The following is a 16,427-nucleotide window of genomic DNA, read 5'->3' as shown; positions in this document are numbered from 1 at the left end:
ATATAACGCATATGAATCTCAATATTAATTCTTGATCACGACTCGCGACCGAAGATCATAACTAAACCAAGTAATTGAAATTACGCATATATATTATTCGCTTCGGTCACGACAAAGCGAACCAATCCCACGCGTTCTTTGGTGTGTTTTTATAAAAACACATTTTACATAGAGACGTCCAACAGTCGGATGTAATCGAAAGGATCAATGGCATGGCCAAGTTCGCCTTCTTCGTCGAGTTGAAAGCCAATCGGGGCAAGGAAGCGGAAGTCGAAGCTTTCCTGAAGCAGGGCGCCGCGATGGCGAAGGCAGAGGCCGGAATAGCGGCGTGGTACGGGCTCAAGGAAGAGGAGCCGGGACGCTACGGAATCATCGACACGTTCAATGACGAAGTTGGACGAGACGCGCATTTGAACGGCGAACTTGCAAAGGCGCTGTTCGCGAAGGCAGGCGAGCTGTTTTCCGAAGCTCCCAAGGTGCACCGGCTTCACGTCATCGCCCAGAAATAGAGCGTCTTACCGAGGCTCTTCGCTGCAAGGCAGATGATGAGCTTGGGCGGCGCGACTTAACGAACACTTCAGCGAAGCGACCTCCTCCCGAATTCTCCCGAAAAGGACTCACGATGAACCAGGAATCGCCCAAGCCCACTGTCGTCCTTGTGCACGGGGCCTTCGAAGACGCGTCGATCTGGAATGGAGTGATTGAGAGGCTCCAGCGCGACGGCTACCCGGTCGTCGCCTTCGGCAATCCGCTGCTGGGCCCGGCAATCGACACCGCGTACCTGCGCAGCCTGTTGGACAAGATCCACGGGCCCGTGATCCTAGCGGCCCACTCCTACGGCGGGGCCGTCATCACGCAGGCCGGGGACGACCCCAAGGTCAAGGGCCTTGTCTACGCGGCCTCCATCATGCCCGCGGTCGGGGAGGCCGCAACCCATTTGCTCGAACGGTACCCCGGCAGCACATTCCCCACGTCCGTCGAGCCGACCACGTACACCCTGCCCGACGGGACCAGCGGCACGTATCTCCTCTACCAGCCCGACAAGTTCCACAGCAACGTTGCCGCCGACGTGCCCGCGAGCGTGGCCGCCCTGATGCTCGCCGGCCAACGCCCCATGAACCTGGCGGCCCTGACCGAACCGCTGACATCCGCAGCATGGACGAGCAAGCCGAGCTGGCAAGTCAGGCCCCTGCAGGATCGCGCCATTCCGGTCGACGAATACAAGTTCGAAGCCGATCGCGCCCACTCCACCGTCATCGAGGTGAACGCTTCGCACGCCGTCCCCGTCTCCAACCCGGACGTCGTGGCTGACGCAATCAAACAGGCCGCCCGCGCAGCAGCGAAGTAACGGCGTCCGCAAAGCGTGGTCGCTTGGCATCATTCAAACAGGGAGGACCCATCCGATGACGCAGGACGGTGAGCAAGAAGCAACGCCGCCCTGGGATGCGGCTCGGGTGAACCTCACATCGAACGAACTGGCCCCCGGCGTTTTCGCGGTCATGCCTGACGACGTGTTCGAGAAAGACCACGTCGCCACCACCGCCGGCTTCGTGATCGGCGAACGCAGCGTACTCGTCGTCGAGTCAATGCTGAATGGCGATCTCGCCGCGCAGCTTATCGGGCTCGTACGTCAAGTGACGTCGAAGCCGATCCGCTTCCTCGTCAACACCAGCTATCACGGTGACCATGCCTACGGGAATTACCTGTTCCCCGACAGTACTGTCGTGATTCAGCATCCGGCGACCAAGCGCTACATGGAAGAAAGCTTCGAGGACGATCGCCGTTTCATGATCAGCCTCATGGGCAAGGGGAAGGGCATTGAACGCGTGCAGGCACGCGCCGCTGACATCACCGTCCCCGACATGATTAGCGTCGATCTTGGCCGCCGCATCGTCGAGGTCCGCCACTTTGGGTTCGCGCAGACGCCAGGCGATTTGGTCATATGGACGCCAGACGCGAAGGTTTGGGTCGGTAACATGATCCAAGCACCGTCTCCGGCGCTTCCGTGGCTCCTCGAAGGGCGGCACAAGGAGACGATGACGACCCTTGCCCGCGTGCGCGACTTCCTGCCGGAAGACGCGACCATCATTCCCGGCCACGGCCGGCCGATGCGTCCCGCGGACATCGAATTCCCGCTTCGCTATCTTCGCGAGCTCGACAGCGCCGTGCGCACGGCGATCGCAGAAGGCCGATCGATCGAGGCCACGCTCGAGGCGGTCGCAATGGCGCACTACGGTGAGTACAGCCTGTTCGATTGGGCGCACAACTCCGTCAACGTGCCCGCCGCCTTCCGCCACCTGCAAGAGCCGGGCGGCGGAGTGGCCTAGAGGAAGATGCATCGGGGTCGACCGCGAGCCTTGAGCATCTCGTCGCGTTCGCAACCCTATCGATGTAGCTGATGTTACATCGATTTTTCAATCGCATCGCCGGGAGAACGTCGGCACGCCGACGTGTGAACGCAGCAGCGATCGAAGCGCTTGCTGTGTGCATCACCTCATTGTCGGCTCGCAAGGCAACCCCTTTCGCTGATAGACACGGGATCGGAGGCAGCTTTCGCCATGGAGCAGTTCGACTCGCTCCGAATCTTCCGGACCGCAGGTCAGAAAGCGACTGCGGATTGGTCGGCGCAAGGAAGTCTGCCCCCGTTGTGGTCTTCGCCCCTTGGGCGATCAATTTGCGGGAGCAACCCTTGGCGAAAGGGTTACAGGAAGGGGAAATCAAGCAGGAGCTGCAAAATGGCGGGCACCTGCGCAATGTCCTCATCATCACCAAGACGATTGAGGGTATGGCCGAACACCTGGCCTATGTTCGGCCGAGCTGGCGACGCGAATTCCTGCCGCTGCGAACCTGGGGCGACAAGGAAGATCGTACCTACAAGGATCTGGACCGGCTGCTCGTGCTTCTCCGCGACGACTTCGGCTATCGGGGCTTCATTGGGCTCTACATGGATTGTGATCCCGATCTCGTGCGCTATCGCGCGCTTTCGGAAAGCGAAGAGGCCGACGACAAGCCGTAAAGTTCGGATCCGACGGTGCCGCTGCCTCACTGCGAGGCTCGCGGTGACATCAGGACTCTCACCCGCAGAATAAAAATGGCTCGCTTGATGCGAGCCATTTTCTCATCGGGACCGGTGAAGTCCGAACGTGGCGGCGGGATACACTACCGCGACCATGCTGGGACGACGCCGTTCAGCAATTTCGGGCCGCCAGGGCACGTCGCGCGTCAGCGAAGGCCGCCGGTGACGTGAAGTGTCTCGCCCGTGACGTAGGAGGCTTCGTCCGAAGCGAAGAAGGCCACCGCGGCAGCGATCTCCTCAACCTTGCCGATGCGGCCGAGCGGGGTGGTGGATTCGATCCAGTTGCGCATGTCGCCCTCGTGCAGGCCGGCGGACACGACGCCTTCGGTGGCGATCATGCCCGGATTGACGGCGTTGACGCGGATCTTGCGCGGCGCAAGCTCCTTCGACAGCACGGAGGAGATCGCATCCACCGATGCCTTCGTCGCGGTGTAGACGGCGGTATTCGCCGGCGCGATGGTCGATACGCCGGAGCTGATGTTGATGATGCTGCCCCCGTTGGGATTGAAGTGCTGCACCGCTTCCCCCGAAATCAAGAGAAGCCCGAGCACATTGAGGTCGAAATGCTTGTGGAAATGCTCAGGCGTGATGGCCTCGAGCGCCGCGAACTCGTAGATGCCCGCGTTGTTGACGAGGATGTCGATCGCACCGAACGCCTTCACGGTCTCGGCGACGACGCTCTTCACGTTTTTGGCATCGGCCAGGTTGCCGTGGACGGCGACGGCTTTGCCACCCTTGGCGATGATGGCGGCGACCACGCGGTCGGCGGCCTCTTTGCTGGCGCTGTAGTTGACGGCAACCGCCGCACCCTCGGCCGCAAGCCGGGCGGAGATTTCGGCACCAATGCCTTTGGATGCGCCGGTCACGAGCGCAACTTTGCCTTCGAGTCTCTTGGTCATCGCATGTCTTCCGTTGTTCGGCGGGATGCCGATATTCAATAGTTCAATACTAGTGAACTATTGAATGAGTTCAAGGGACGTGCTATATTTTGGACATGGTGCAGTTCGTTCACCCATCGCAGGACGAGATTACACTCGCCGGGGTGCTTGGAGCTCTCGCGGATCCGATGCGGCTGCGCATCGTCAAAAGCCTGGCCGCGCAAAACGATTGCATGTCGTGCACCGAGGCGGCGCCTTGCCCCGACATGGCGAAGTCGACCCTGTCGAACCATTTTCGGATCCTGCGGGAGGCCGGCCTAATCCGGACGTCAAAGCAAGGCGTCCAGCACCGCAACGTTTTGCGCGAAGAGGACATCAACGCGCGGTTTCCGAAACTGCTGAAAATGATCCTGAGCTTTCCAGACTGAGGGCATTCGCGCACGACAGATTTGTGGAGCGCGCAAGGTATCGGCTGATGTTGCCACCGGGCGTGTCCCAAAACAAAAATGGCTCGAGCTTCCGTCTCGGCGCAGCGCGTTGCCCGGCGTTCGCGCCATGATCGATTTTCTGGCTACAGCGCCGAAGGCCCAGGTCTAGCGCGCCGTCTCTAAGCCGACCTGCTAGGGCTGCAAGACATGTTGCTCCGCGCGCGTGACGGAGCCTCCAAGCAGGCAACCTACGGGCCGGCTGTCAGCGAAGCCGAGCCGCACCCGGATCTCGGACAACGACCCCATCGCCCGGCCCTGCATGATGGTGATCCGCGCGCTGTTGCGCTCGACCAGGCCGTTCTTGAGCAGTCCGAACGCGAGCGCCGCGGCGGCAATGCCGGTGGCAGCATCTTCCGGGTAGCCTGATGACTTCGGAAACTGTCGCGCCTCGAAGCGCCGTTCGCCCTGATGTTCGATGGCGTAGGGGTAAAGTCCGGTGGACCCGATCCGCCCGCAGCACGCCTCGATCTGCGCCGGGTCCGGCACCAGCTCATTGAGCTCGCGGACGCCCTTGATCGGGATGAGCGTCTTCACGCGCGACGTGACGGCGTTCTGCACCGGCATATCAAGCAGATCGCGGCGCGACAGCTTGAGCGTCGACAGAACGTCCTCCTCTTCGGCACGCGAGAGATCGACGACCTTGCCGACAGGCTGGCTGATCTCGACGGACGGTTCGCCCGAGTCCACACGATCGACATAGCCCGTCACCGATCCGCTGCGTGTCTCGATGCGGACCTGTTCGCCCGGCAGGCGCCCCTTGGTCGCGAGGACCCAGAGCGCGCCGATGGTCGCGTGACCGCACATTTCCATCTCGTGTCGCGGAACCCAGAACCGGAAGACGTAGTCAGAGTCGAGTCCCGGCGCCGGCAGGACGAAGCCCGACTCATGCCCGAAGTGCCGGGCCACCGACTGCATCCCCGCAGCAGTCAGGTTCGATGCATCGATGACAATTGGACAGGGGTTGCCGCCGCGCCCCGTGTGGGTGAACACGTTGACAAGGTCGATCTCGGTCATCGGATAGCTCGCTTCATGGAGTGCGCGACGGCGTCAACGATCGCGTTGGCAACGGTTTGATGGATCATGGTCAGATTCTGACGGCGCTCGAATGCCTCGCTGGGCGGAAGCGACAACCTCTGCATGTCGAATCCAAACCTGGGAAGTCGTAACGCTATTCAAGTTTTAGTGACATGTCCGGCTAGATCATTTCTTACAAGCGTCGAAATATTTGCACCGCGCCGATGTTTCTTATGCTGATGACAGCAACACCAGGATCCCCGATGCCCCCGGCTGCGCTGGTCTCCCTGGCGACGTCGGTGCCTCCCCACGTGTTTTTGCAAGAGGACGTGCTGACGGCGGCATGGGATGTCTTCGGCGCCCGCTTTCCCGAATTCGAACGGTTCTCAAGCATTTTCTCGAATACCGGCATAGTCAAGCGTCACGGCGTCAAGCCGTTCGACTGGTATCTCGAACGACGAGGCTGGCCCGAACGCACCGAGGCCTTTCTCGAGGGAGCTGAAGCGCTATTTGTCGATGTCGCCGAGAAGGCGCTGGCGAGCGCGCAACTTGCCGGCGGCGAGGTCGACACTGTCGTGACCGTCTCTTCCACGGGAATCGCGACACCAAGTCTCGAGGCGCGCGTTGCTCGCCGGATGGGCTTCCGGTCCGACACGATGCGTGTACCGGTGTTTGGTCTTGGCTGTGCGGGCGGGGTTTCGGGTCTATCGATTGCGTCGCGCCTCGCCCAAGCCCGCCCTGGCACCAACGTGCTACTGGTCACGATCGAGCTCTGCTCACTCGCACTTCGCCTGGACGAACTTACGAAGGCCAACATCGTCGCCGTCAGCCTGTTTGGCGACGGTGCTGCTGCAATCGTGTTGCGCGCGGGCGATGGCGGTGCGACGCAGATCGAGGCTGCCGGCGAACACCTTTGGCCGGATACGCTTGGCATCATGGGATGGAGTGTCGATCCGGAAGGATTCGGCGTCATCTTTCGCCGCACCATACCTGACTTCGTCACGAGGCATTTCAACTCCGCCGTGACCGAAATTCTTTCCAGAATGCGTCTTTCAGTGGAAGACATTGACCGGTTCATCTGCCATCCCGGCGGCGCGAAGGTGATCTGTGCATTGGAAGGCGCGCTCGCGCTCGACCAAGGAACGCTTTCCCATGAACGACAGATTATCGCCGACTTTGGTAACATGTCGTCACCCACAGTATTGTTCGTGCTTGAGCAGGCTCGCGCGAAAGGGCTGCCGGCGCGCTCACTGTTGACGGCGCTCGGACCCGGCTTCACCGCGAGCTGTGTCACGCTACGGCACACTGCGTGACGTTTGCTGAACTCATTCTCGGCGCCATCACGCTGCAGCGCGTCGGCGAGCTCGTGATTTCGCGCGCTAACACTCGAAAGCTCCTGGCCCGCGGCGCCGTCGAGGTGGCACCCCGGCATTATCCGTTGATCATCACGGTTCATGCCGCCTGGCTGTTGTCGCTGTGGGTGTTCGGCCGCGACCAACCGGTGAATGTCGTTGCCCTGGCCGGCTATCTTATCCTTCAGTGCCTTCGCTTCTGGGTCATCTGGACGCTCGGCTCACGATGGACGACGCGGATTATTGTTCTGCCCGAACAGCCGCTCGTGTCAGCGGGACCCTATCGATTTCTGTCGCATCCCAACTATGCCGTGGTTGCCGGCGAGATTGCCGTGCTCCCTTTGGTTCTGGGTCTGCCGCTGCTGGCCATCGTCTTCACCATCCTCAACGCCGCGGTTCTCGCGATCCGCATACGGGCCGAAAACCTCGCCCTCGCCGCATCCCGTGAGACATTGTACGTAGCGCATAATGACTGAACGGGTTACCGAGCCGAGTGCAGCTACGTGGCTTGGCTTCGTCCTGATGTGCCTCGGCATGTTCATGGCGATCCTCGACATTCAGGTCGTCGCCACTTCGCTACCCACGATCCAGAGTACACTCGCCATATCGCGAGAGGCGATGAGCTGGATTCAAACCGCGTATCTGATCGCCGAGATCATCGCCATTCCACTGACCGGGTGGCTTACGCGCGTTCTGACGCTGCGATGGCTGTTCGTTATTGCGATCAGCCTCTTTACCCTTGCCTCCATCGGCTGCGCGTTCAGCAGCAGTTTTACGACGCTTGTCAGCTTCCGCGTGCTTCAGGGTTTCGCTGGCGGCGTACTGATTCCGGCGGTTTTTTCCGCTGTCTTTCTGCTGTTTCCGATCCGTTTGCATCCCGTTGCCACCACCATGGCCGGCATTATGGCCGTGCTGGCGCCCACGGTCGGGCCGGTGGTCGGTGGCTGGATCACCGACACCTGGTCCTGGCATTGGCTGTTTCTGATCAATGTCGCTCCCGGGGTGGTCGCCGCACTCGCCACGCCAATGCTGCTGCCGCGCGAACGACCCCGGCTTTCTGATCTGGCTACACTCGACGTGCCGTCTCTCGGACTTCTTGCGGTTTCGCTTGCATGCCTGGAGATCGGTCTGAAGGAAGGCCCGCAACGCGGGTGGCTTTCTCCATTCTGCTCCATCCTGATCGTCTTGAGTGCTGCCGCGGCAACCGTCTTCGCCATCCGAACACTCAGGGCCGCGCATCCAGTGGTCGAACTGTCGACATTTAGATCGCGCTCGTTTGCGATCGGTTGCGCATTGAGCTTCTTCCTCGGAGTTGGATTGTTCGGCTCGGTCTATCTCATGCCGGTCTTCCTCGCCTATGTTCGACATCATGACGCATTTGAAATCGGCACGATCATGCTCGTCACCGGCGTTGCGCAGCTTGCCACCGCGCCGATTGCGGGCCTGCTGGAAAGCAGGTTTGATCCCCGCTGGTTGTCGGCGGCGGGGTTTGGTCTGTTCGCGATCGGGCTGGGTTGCAGTGCATTCGAGAGCCGTGTCGCCGACTTCCAAGAAATGTTCTGGCCGCAAGTCTTGCGCGGCGTTGCGATCATGTTTTGCCTGCTGCCTCCGACCCGGCTGGCGTTGGGTTCGCTGACCGCATCACGGGTACCCGACGCAAGCGGCCTGTTTAACCTGATGCGAAACCTCGGGGGCGCAATCGGCATCGCGCTGATCGATACGATCCTTTACGGGCGCACCGGCGGGCACGCCGACGCTTTGCGCGAGCGCCTGATTGCGGGCGATGTGACTGCGGCTCAGGCAATCGGGCTTGACCTCACGCTGTTTACCCACCGCCCTCCGCAGGTCTCCGATGCCACGGTTGAAGCCTATCTGCGTCCCATGGTCGAAAAGGCCGCGTTCGCGCTCAGCGCCAACGAAGCCTGGGCCCTCCTCGCTTGCGTGGCGCTGCTCGGACTGTTGCTCATTCCGTTCGCGGCCGGTCCCTTGGAAGGCACTGATGAGAATTCTGGTGATGGCGCACTCAATTGAGTGGTGAATAGAGATCGCAATTGCCGCGACGCCCCGCCCAACCGGCGAAGTTCGGCGTGGTTCGCTTACCTATCTGAGGAAGGCCGCACTGACCGAGGGGCTCGTCGTGACCTGAGACGGTAGGTGCCCGCCCCACCAAACAAAAATGGCCCGCGTGACGCGGGCCATTTTCGTATCGGAACCGGTAAAAGTCCGAACTTGGTTGCGGGGATAGGATTTGAACCTATGACCTTCAGGTTATGAGCCTGACGAGCTACCGGGCTGCTCCACCCCGCGTTAAACCGTCGCTTTGCCTAGGCCAAGATGCCGGGGACGGTGGATGAAGTGGCCGGCGCTGTTCGCGTGGCTTGCTTCGTCCGTCCCAAAGGCTTCCTTGGAAGGCAACCCCGGGGCAAAGCCCCTCGGGTGCGAGGCGTATGTACCAACCCGGGCTGCCTTTGGAAAGGGCCGTGGGGACGTTTTTTTCGACTTTATGACAGTGAGTTGGGCCGATTTCCGGCCCGTTTGGTGCGCTCTTGCCAGAAGTTCCACAAAGGGCCAGCTTGCGGCAACAAAACGTGGGGGGCCAACGCCATTTTCAGGAGGAACGCCATGGACCAGCCCCTGGATAAGTCCCCGGCGGGCGCCCCGCTTCGGGCCCTCTACGAGGCCTTCCACGCCATGGTCGCGCGGGCGCGGGCCGAGCCTGCACCTGACCTGGCCGAGCGGCTCGACCGGCTGGCGCGGCTGCGCACTGTCGTCGCTGACAACGAGGAACGCTTCCGGCAGGCGATCTCGGCCGATTTCGGCCACCGCTCGGCCGTCGAGACCACCATCGCCGAGACGATGCTGGTGTTCTCCGAGATCCGGCATGCGACCAAGCACCTGAAGAGCTGGATGGCGCCGCAGCGCGTGGCCACCGCGCTGCAATTCCTGCCCGCGCGCAACCGCCTGATCCCGCAGCCGCTCGGCGTCGTCGGCATCATCGCGCCCTGGAATTATCCGCTCCAGCTCACGCTTGCGCCCGCGATCGGCGCGATCGCCGCAGGCAACCGGGTCATCATCAAGCCAAGCGAACTCTCGCCGCACTTCTCAGTGCTGCTGAAGGAGACGGTGGCCGCGAAATTCGATGCCACCGAGCTACTGGTGACAGGCGTCGAGGACGAAATCGCAAAAGCCTTCGCACACCTCCCCTTCGACCATCTCGTCTTCACCGGCTCGACCCGGGTCGGCCGGCTGGTCGCGGAGGCCGCCGGGCGCAATCTCACGCCCGTAACGCTCGAGCTCGGCGGCAAGTCGCCGGCGATCATCGACGCCTCCGCCGCTCTCGAGGAGGCGGCCGAGCGCATCGCCTACGGAAAGCTGCTCAATGCCGGGCAGACCTGCATCGCGCCGGACTATGTGCTGGTGCCCGAGCGCTCGTTGCAGGCCTTCGCCGAAAAAGTACGCGCGCAGATGCGGCGCATGTTCGGCACCGATCCGGCCAACAAGGACTACACCTCCGTCATCTCCGACCGGCACTATGCGCGGCTGGAAAATCTCGTCGCGGACGCCGCCCAGCGCGGCGCAAAGATCCTGCAACCGGCGAGAGCAGACGATCCGAACTGGAAAGCACACCGCAAATTCCCGCCGACACTGATCGTCGGCGCGACCGAGGCGATGGCGGCGATGCAGGAGGAGATTTTCGGCCCCATTCTGCCGGTGCTGGGCTATCGCGATCCGGCGGAGGCGATCGCTTTCGTCAATGCCCGCGACCGGCCGCTCGCGCTCTACTGGTTCGGAAAGGATCGCGCCGCCCGCGACGAGGTGCTGTCACGCACGATCTCCGGCGGCGTCACCGTCAACGACTGCCTGTTCCACTTCGCGCAAGCCAACCAGCCGATGGGCGGCGTCGGCGCATCCGGCACCGGCGCCTATCACGGCGATTGGGGCTTTCGCACGTTCAGCAAACTGAAGCCGGTGTTTTATCGCTCCAAGTTCAACCGCCTCGCCGACCTCTATCCGCCCTACGGCGGCAAGATCGCGCGGCTGGAGAAGTTGATGCGGTTCATGTCGTAGCTTGCGTCAACACCGTCATTGCGAGCGTAAAGGCAATGCAAAAATCCAATCCTCACCCTGAGGAGCGCGCCAGCGACGCGCGTCTCGAAGGGCGAGGCCACAGACCGGGCCTTCATCCTTCGAGACGCGCGTTCCGCGCTCCTCAGGATGAGGAACGGAGACGCAACAACAAAGAACAATGCAGGGGGAAACATCAGTGACTGACACATTCGACTTCGTCGTCGTGGGCGCGGGCTCCGGCGGCTGCGCGATGGCGGGGCGGCTGTCGGAGGATGCGGCGACATCCGTGGCGCTGCTCGACGCCGGCGGGCGGAACGACAATTGGCGGATCACCACGCCATTCGGGCTCGCTTTGCCATACAGCGCGGCCAACTGGGCTTTCGATACCGTGCCGCAGAAGGGATTGAACGGCCGCATCGGCTATCAACCGCGCGGCAAGGGCCTCGGCGGCTCCTCGGCGATCAACGCCATGGTCTACATCCGCGGCCACAAATCGGACTACGACCACTGGGCCTCGCTCGGCAATGCCGGCTGGTCGTATGCCGACGTGCTGCCCTATTTCAAGCGTTCGGAAAACAATTCCGATTTCGACGGCGAGTATCATGGCAAGGGCGGCCCGCTGCATGTCAACAGACTGCGCTCGGACAATCCGATCCATGACGTCTTCCACCAGGCCGCGCGCGAGGCGCAGTTCCGCGTCCGCGAGGACTTCAACGCCGAGGACCATGAAGGGCTCGGCAGCTACCAGGTGACGCAGCACCATGGCGAGCGCTGGAGCGCGGCACGCGCCTATCTGCATCCCCACATGGACAAGCGCGCGAATCTGCGCGTCGAGACGGGGGCGCAGGCCACGAAAATCCTGTTCGAAGGCGGGCGCGCGGTCGGCATCGAATATGTGCAGGGCAAGCAGACCAAGCAGCTGCGCGCCCGCCGCGAGGTGATCCTCGCCGGCGGCGCCTTCCAGTCACCGCAGCTGCTGATGCTGTCGGGTGTCGGCGATGGCGATGCGCTTGCCGCGCACGGCATTGGCGTCATGCATCACTTGCCGGGCGTCGGGCGCAATCTGCAGGACCATCCGGATTTCGTGTTCGTCTACGCCTCCGACTATCCGCACTTCGTTCATTCATCGCTCGGCCGGTTGCCATCCCTGCTCCGCGCCATCCAGCGGTATCGCCGGGAGCGACGCGGCCTGATGACCACCAATTTCGCCGAGTGTGGCGGCTTCCTGAAGACCAGGCCCGACCTCGCGGTGCCAGACATCCAGCTGCACTTCGTCATCGCGATGCTCGACGACCACGGCCGCAAGAAGCACAAAGAGGCGGGCTTCTCGTGCCATGTCTGCCTGCTCAGACCGAAGAGCCGCGGCAGCGTATGGCTGAAGAGCGCCGATCCGCTCGCTGCACCGATGATCGATCCGAACTTTCTGGGCGAGGCGGAAGATCTCGAGTCGATGGTCGCGGGCTTCAAGACCACGCGGCGGCTGATGGAGACGCCCGCGCTGCGCGCGTTGCAGAAGAAGGACATGTTCACGTCGGATGTGAGAACGGACGACGACATCCGCGCCATCCTGCGCAATCGCGTCGACACCGTCTATCACCCCGTCGGCACCTGCAAGATGGGCACCGATGCGATGTCGGTGGTCGATCCGAAGCTGAAGATGCACGGCATCGAGGGCTTGCGCGTCGTCGACGCCTCGATCATGCCGACGCTGATCGGTGGCAACACCAACGCGCCGACCATCATGATCGGGGAGAAGGCGGCGGATATGATCAGGGCGGAGATGCGGACAAACTAGCGGTGCGGCACGAACGGGACTTTTCGAGCTGCAACCGGCCGGGATAGACTGCTCATCTAGCCCGGAGAAGTTGATACGCGCCGCTGCCTCGGAGTTTTGCCTGACATGACGCGTGGACGACGAGTCGGACTTGCGGCAGCGATCGCGCTGGCGCTTTTCGTTGCCTATGAGGTGATATCGTCGTTCGTCGCCTTCACCGACGACGCCTATGTTCAGTCCGATCTGGTCGCGCTCGCGCCTCAGGTGACTGGGCGCATCATTGCCGTAGATGTCGCCGACAATCAGGATGTGGCCGAGGGCAACCTGCTTGCGAGCATCGATCCCGTACCTTTCCAGTTGGCCCTGGATCAGCGGCGTGCCGATCTTGCCGAGGCCCGCGCGCAGATCGCCTCCGACCAGCACCGGATCGCATCGGCACGGGACGCGTTGGCGGCGGCGAGCTCGGCCGCGGATTTTGCGAGCGAAAACGAAAAGCGTCTGACGACGCTCGCCTCGGCCCAGGATGTCTCCCGCGTCGCGCTCGACCAGGCGAGCGATACGCTGCGACGCGCGAATGCGGCACGCGACGCTGCACAGGAGTCGGTCGCGGCGACGGAGGCCACGCTATCCATGCATCAAGCGAGCCACGCCCGCGCCAATTCGGCGCTGGCGCTCGCAGAATGGCAGCTCGCCCGCACCAAGCTGGTCGCACCAACCAGCGGCACGGTGACGTCGCTCAGCCTGCGCGTGGGCGACACTGCACAGGCCGATGTGCCGCTGATCGGCATCGTCGATGCCCGCGCCTGGCGCATCGTCGCCAACTTCAAGGAAAGCTACATCCGCGGCTTTGCCGTCGGCAGCACGGCCTGGGTGTCGCTGGACTCAAATCCCTGGCATCTACGCCGTGCCAAGGTGACCGGCATTGCTCGTGGCATCAGCCGCGAACCCGTGCCCAATCGCCTCCTCAACTACGTGGCGCCGACCACTGACTGGATCCGCCTCAAGCGCCGCTTTCCGGTGACGCTGACGCTGGTCGATCCGCCACCCGACCTGAGACTCTATATGGGTGCCGACGCCAGGGTGGTCGTGCTGCCATGAGCGGGGCCGCGACGAGAGCGATCTCTGCATTGCGGCGGGAGTTGCTGGAGATCGATCTGGCCGGCCCACGCGGCCATCATTGCAGCCGCGTTGCACTGGCCGTCACGCTGGCCGTGATCGTGGCGCTTGTGCTGCGGGTGGACGCACCATGGTGGGCGGCGATCAGTGCCTTCGTCTCGACGCAGGTGACGGCGCCCTCTTCCTTGCGTCGCGGCGCCCTGCGCATCGTCGGTACGGCGATCGGTGCCGCTGCAGGCCTGCTCTTGAGCCCGTGGCTGATCGAGGACCAGGTTGCACTGAGCCTCGCACTGTTCATCGCAAGCAGCATCGGCGTGCTCGGCCTGCAAGTCAGTCGCCACGGATATGCCTGGCTGCTCGGCGCCGTCACGGCCGACATGGTGCTGCTCGCAACGCTCGACGATCCGACCTCGGCGCTGTCAGTCGCCTGCAACCGTACTGCCGAGGTGACGATCGGCACTCTCGCCGCCATTCTGGTCTCGCACCTGCTGTCGCCGCGCGAGGATCATGCGCCGCCACGTGCGCGGGCGCCGGGCTGGTCCGACCTTCTCGGCGCGCAATGGGCCTCGACCCAGCACGCAATGCGCGCGGGCCTTGGTGTGATGCTGGTGCCGCTGGCATGGAGCTGGCTGCAATTGCCGAGCTTCTCGCAGGCCGCGATCACGGTCGCGGCCGTGATGGCCGTGCCGGCAATATCCGACGACGATGCTGCGAATCGCGAGAAGATCGCGGCCCGTGGCACGCATCGCATCCTCGGCTGCCTGATCGGCGGCCTCGCCGGCCTGGCGGTGCTGATCGCCTCGTTCGAAAACTTCCTGCCCTGGCTTGCCGCGCTTGCCATCGGGGTCTGGGTCGGTGCGCATGTCCAGGCGAGCGCGCGCGATATCGGCTATGTCGGCACACAGGGCGCGGTCGTCTTCATCATGACGATGGTGCAGGGATCAGGGCCGCCGTCCAGCATCATTCCCGGCATCGAGCGCCTTGCCGGTATCACCGGCGGGCTGCTGATCGTCGAGATCGTGGCTATCCTGCTGACGCCCTCGGCTAGGAACGCTGAAACAAGATAATGCGGTAGCTCTTCTCCCTCTCCCCGTTCTTACGGGGAGAGGGTTGGGGTGAAGGGCTATCTCGGCAAAAACGGTGATAGCTGGACTCGCGGAGACTCCCTCTCACCCGGAATTTGCTCTCGCAAACTCCGGCCTCTCCCCGCTTGCGGGGAGAGGCGAAGTCGGGCTCAATTCAGCAGGAAACCACCATCGACAGTGATGACACTCCCCGTCATGTACCGCGACGCCCGTGACGCCAGCAGCAGGATCGCGCCATCGAGATCGGACTCGGCGCCGACGCGGCGCTGCGGGATGCGTTTGGCCAATCGCTCGCCCGCGGGCGTCGACCAGAAGGCGTGATTCATTTCGGTATCGATATAGCCTGGCGCCAGCGCGTTGATGCGGATGTTCTGGCCTGCGAGCTCCAGCGCCATCGCCCTGGTCGCCTGGAGGATACCGGCCTTGGAGATCGCATAGGGCGACACCGCTTTCAGCACGCCGGTGCCGAGCACGGAAGCGATGTTGACGATGTTGCCTTCCTGCTTGCGCGCGATCATGCGGCGCGCGACTTCGGTCGCGAGGAAATAAGCGCCTTTCAGATTGGCGCCGATCACGGCGTCCCAATCGGCTTCGGTCTGCTCGGTCGCGAGCTTCTCGATGGCGATGCCGGCATTGTTGATCAGCACCGTGATCGGACCGAGCGCGGCTTCCGTGGCATCCACGGCCTTGGCGATCGATGACATGTCAGTGACGTCGAGCGCGACCGCGGCAGCGCGGCCGCCCTTGCCGCGGATCTCCTCCTCCAGGCTCTTCAGCTTGTCGGCCTGCCGCGCGGCGAGCGCGACGGCCGCGCCATGGTCCGCCAGAACCCGGGCAAATTGCCGCCCCAGCCCCTGGCTCGCGCCCGTCACTAGGATGGTTTCTTGACTGACGTCGAATAAGTCTGACATGACGCTTGCCTTGAGTGTTTTCCCTGAGCTTTGGAGCCACCAATACAGACGATTTTAACGATCTGAAACCGGAATGATCGGTCCGGCGTTCATTCGTTCCATCGAGGCAGGCCTGACGCTCATGAACAGTTTCGATCTCGCGGTCTATGCGGCACTCGTCGTCGCGATCGGCTTCGGTTTCAGGACCGGCCTGCTCGGCAGCGCCATGACCATTCTCGCCTATCTCCTGGCCGCTCCCATCGCCGTCGCGCTGATGCCGTTGATCGTGCCGCAGGTCGCGACCAATCCGAACGCGCCACTGCTGCAAAACTGGATCTGGTTCTTCGGCATCTTCGTGGTCGTCGGCATGCTCCTTGGTTATATCGGCCGCCTCGCGCTGAACGACACGATACGCGAAGCCGGGATCGGCGACCGGCTCGCCGGCGCCGCACTCGGCGCCGTCAGGGTCGGCCTCGTCGCCACCACGCTGGTGCTGGTGTTCGACCAGATCGTGCCGGCCAACCGCCAGCCGCCGTTCCTCGCCGGTTCGCATCTGCGGCCGCTGTTCTCGGCGGCCGGCAAGATGGGCTTCAAGACATTGCCGCCGGAGGCCGCGGCCGCGATCGACCGCCTCAAGCAGGAACGGCGTATCTAGCTTATTGTCTGGGCATGATCTTTTCGGAAGA

General features: G+C 62.9%; 16 protein-coding genes and 1 tRNA gene. 13 read left to right on the top strand and 4 right to left on the bottom strand.

The window, feature by feature from the left end:
* Nucleotides 1-212 precede the first annotated feature (212 nt).
* The 4 genes from AB7290_RS04785 (at nucleotide 213) to AB7290_RS04770 (ending at nucleotide 3,016) form a co-directional block, all read left to right on the top strand.
* Complete coding sequence (locus AB7290_RS04785) at nucleotides 213-509, top strand: putative quinol monooxygenase (RefSeq protein WP_063980866.1); 297 nt, start codon at nucleotides 213-215, stop codon at nucleotides 507-509.
* A 113-nt stretch (nucleotides 510-622) separates the two neighbouring features.
* A complete protein-coding gene (locus AB7290_RS04780; protein WP_085403485.1) occupies nucleotides 623-1,348 on the top strand; it encodes an alpha/beta fold hydrolase in 726 nt (241 codons plus the stop codon).
* A 55-nt stretch (nucleotides 1,349-1,403) separates the two neighbouring features.
* Nucleotides 1,404-2,327 carry an MBL fold metallo-hydrolase gene (locus AB7290_RS04775; protein WP_085403484.1) on the top strand — a complete coding sequence of 308 codons (924 nt, stop codon included), beginning with the start codon at nucleotides 1,404-1,406 and terminating at the stop codon, nucleotides 2,325-2,327.
* A gap of 320 nt (nucleotides 2,328-2,647) precedes the next feature.
* On the top strand, nucleotides 2,648-3,016 hold the full coding sequence (locus tag AB7290_RS04770; protein WP_085403483.1) for a hypothetical protein: 369 nt from the start codon (nucleotides 2,648-2,650) through the stop codon (nucleotides 3,014-3,016).
* 206 nt (nucleotides 3,017-3,222) lie between these two features.
* On the opposite strand, the gene AB7290_RS04765 is transcribed toward AB7290_RS04770, so the two are convergent.
* Complete coding sequence (locus tag AB7290_RS04765) at nucleotides 3,223-3,975, bottom strand: SDR family NAD(P)-dependent oxidoreductase (protein WP_014498385.1); 753 nt, start codon at nucleotides 3,973-3,975, stop codon at nucleotides 3,223-3,225.
* Between the two features lie 95 nt (nucleotides 3,976-4,070).
* Here AB7290_RS04765 and AB7290_RS04760 point away from each other — a divergent pair, with 95 nt between their 5' ends.
* Nucleotides 4,071-4,382, top strand: coding sequence for an ArsR/SmtB family transcription factor (locus tag AB7290_RS04760; RefSeq protein ID WP_085403482.1), 312 nt, complete (start codon nucleotides 4,071-4,073; stop codon nucleotides 4,380-4,382).
* 192 nt (nucleotides 4,383-4,574) lie between these two features.
* Here AB7290_RS04760 and AB7290_RS04755 read toward each other — a convergent pair whose 3' ends face one another.
* The gene (locus AB7290_RS04755) at nucleotides 4,575-5,456 is read right to left on the bottom strand and encodes a PhzF family phenazine biosynthesis protein (RefSeq protein WP_135216236.1); all 882 of its coding nucleotides are present in this window, start codon (nucleotides 5,454-5,456) and stop codon (nucleotides 4,575-4,577) included.
* A gap of 263 nt (nucleotides 5,457-5,719) precedes the next feature.
* Between AB7290_RS04755 and AB7290_RS04750 the strand changes: the two genes are divergently transcribed.
* From AB7290_RS04750 to AB7290_RS04740, 3 genes are read left to right on the top strand one after another with little or no spacing between them, the layout of a single operon-like run.
* Complete coding sequence (locus AB7290_RS04750; RefSeq protein ID WP_085403480.1) at nucleotides 5,720-6,769, top strand: type III polyketide synthase; 1,050 nt, start codon at nucleotides 5,720-5,722, stop codon at nucleotides 6,767-6,769.
* The gene (locus AB7290_RS04745) at nucleotides 6,766-7,284 is read left to right on the top strand and encodes an isoprenylcysteine carboxyl methyltransferase family protein (RefSeq protein ID WP_085403479.1); all 519 of its coding nucleotides are present in this window, start codon (nucleotides 6,766-6,768) and stop codon (nucleotides 7,282-7,284) included. The genes AB7290_RS04750 and AB7290_RS04745 overlap by 4 nt, the downstream gene beginning before the upstream one ends.
* A gap of 46 nt (nucleotides 7,285-7,330) precedes the next feature.
* Entirely contained in the window at nucleotides 7,331-8,839 is a 1,509-nt protein-coding gene (locus tag AB7290_RS04740) for a DHA2 family efflux MFS transporter permease subunit (protein ID WP_085403478.1), read from the top strand.
* Between the two features lie 199 nt (nucleotides 8,840-9,038).
* On the opposite strand, the gene AB7290_RS04735 is transcribed toward AB7290_RS04740, so the two are convergent.
* Nucleotides 9,039-9,115 (bottom strand) — tRNA-Met (locus tag AB7290_RS04735).
* Nucleotides 9,116-9,430: 315 nt separating this feature from the next.
* Here AB7290_RS04735 and AB7290_RS04730 point away from each other — a divergent pair.
* The 4 genes from AB7290_RS04730 to AB7290_RS04715 all read left to right on the top strand — a co-directional run bounded on the left by AB7290_RS04730 (nucleotide 9,431) and on the right by AB7290_RS04715 (nucleotide 14,833).
* The gene (locus AB7290_RS04730; RefSeq protein WP_085403477.1) at nucleotides 9,431-10,876 is read left to right on the top strand and encodes a coniferyl aldehyde dehydrogenase; all 1,446 of its coding nucleotides are present in this window, start codon (nucleotides 9,431-9,433) and stop codon (nucleotides 10,874-10,876) included.
* 196 nt (nucleotides 10,877-11,072) lie between these two features.
* Entirely contained in the window at nucleotides 11,073-12,671 is a 1,599-nt protein-coding gene (locus AB7290_RS04725) for a GMC family oxidoreductase (protein WP_085403476.1), read from the top strand.
* Between the two features lie 105 nt (nucleotides 12,672-12,776).
* On the top strand, nucleotides 12,777-13,748 hold the full coding sequence (locus AB7290_RS04720) for an HlyD family secretion protein (protein WP_085403475.1): 972 nt from the start codon (nucleotides 12,777-12,779) through the stop codon (nucleotides 13,746-13,748).
* Nucleotides 13,745-14,833, top strand: coding sequence for an FUSC family protein (locus AB7290_RS04715; RefSeq protein ID WP_085403474.1), 1,089 nt, complete (start codon nucleotides 13,745-13,747; stop codon nucleotides 14,831-14,833). Before AB7290_RS04720 ends, AB7290_RS04715 begins: the two co-directional genes overlap by 4 nt.
* 167 nt (nucleotides 14,834-15,000) lie before the next feature.
* Here AB7290_RS04715 and AB7290_RS04710 read toward each other — a convergent pair whose 3' ends face one another.
* Nucleotides 15,001-15,762, bottom strand: a complete 762-nt coding sequence (locus AB7290_RS04710; protein WP_085403473.1) for an SDR family oxidoreductase — start codon at nucleotides 15,760-15,762, stop codon at nucleotides 15,001-15,003.
* 121 nt (nucleotides 15,763-15,883) lie between these two features.
* Between AB7290_RS04710 and AB7290_RS04705 the strand changes: the two genes are divergently transcribed.
* On the top strand, nucleotides 15,884-16,396 hold the full coding sequence (locus AB7290_RS04705; RefSeq protein ID WP_085403574.1) for a CvpA family protein: 513 nt from the start codon (nucleotides 15,884-15,886) through the stop codon (nucleotides 16,394-16,396).
* Nucleotides 16,397-16,427: the final 31 nt, after the last annotated feature.

This window comes from Bradyrhizobium sp. 613_E4_N2_2, assembly GCF_052075995.1.
Taxonomy (GTDB): domain Bacteria; phylum Pseudomonadota; class Alphaproteobacteria; order Rhizobiales; family Xanthobacteraceae; genus Bradyrhizobium; species Bradyrhizobium barranii.
The sequence above is the reverse complement of the archived record's forward strand: the minus strand, read 5'-3'. Positions and strand labels throughout refer to the sequence as shown.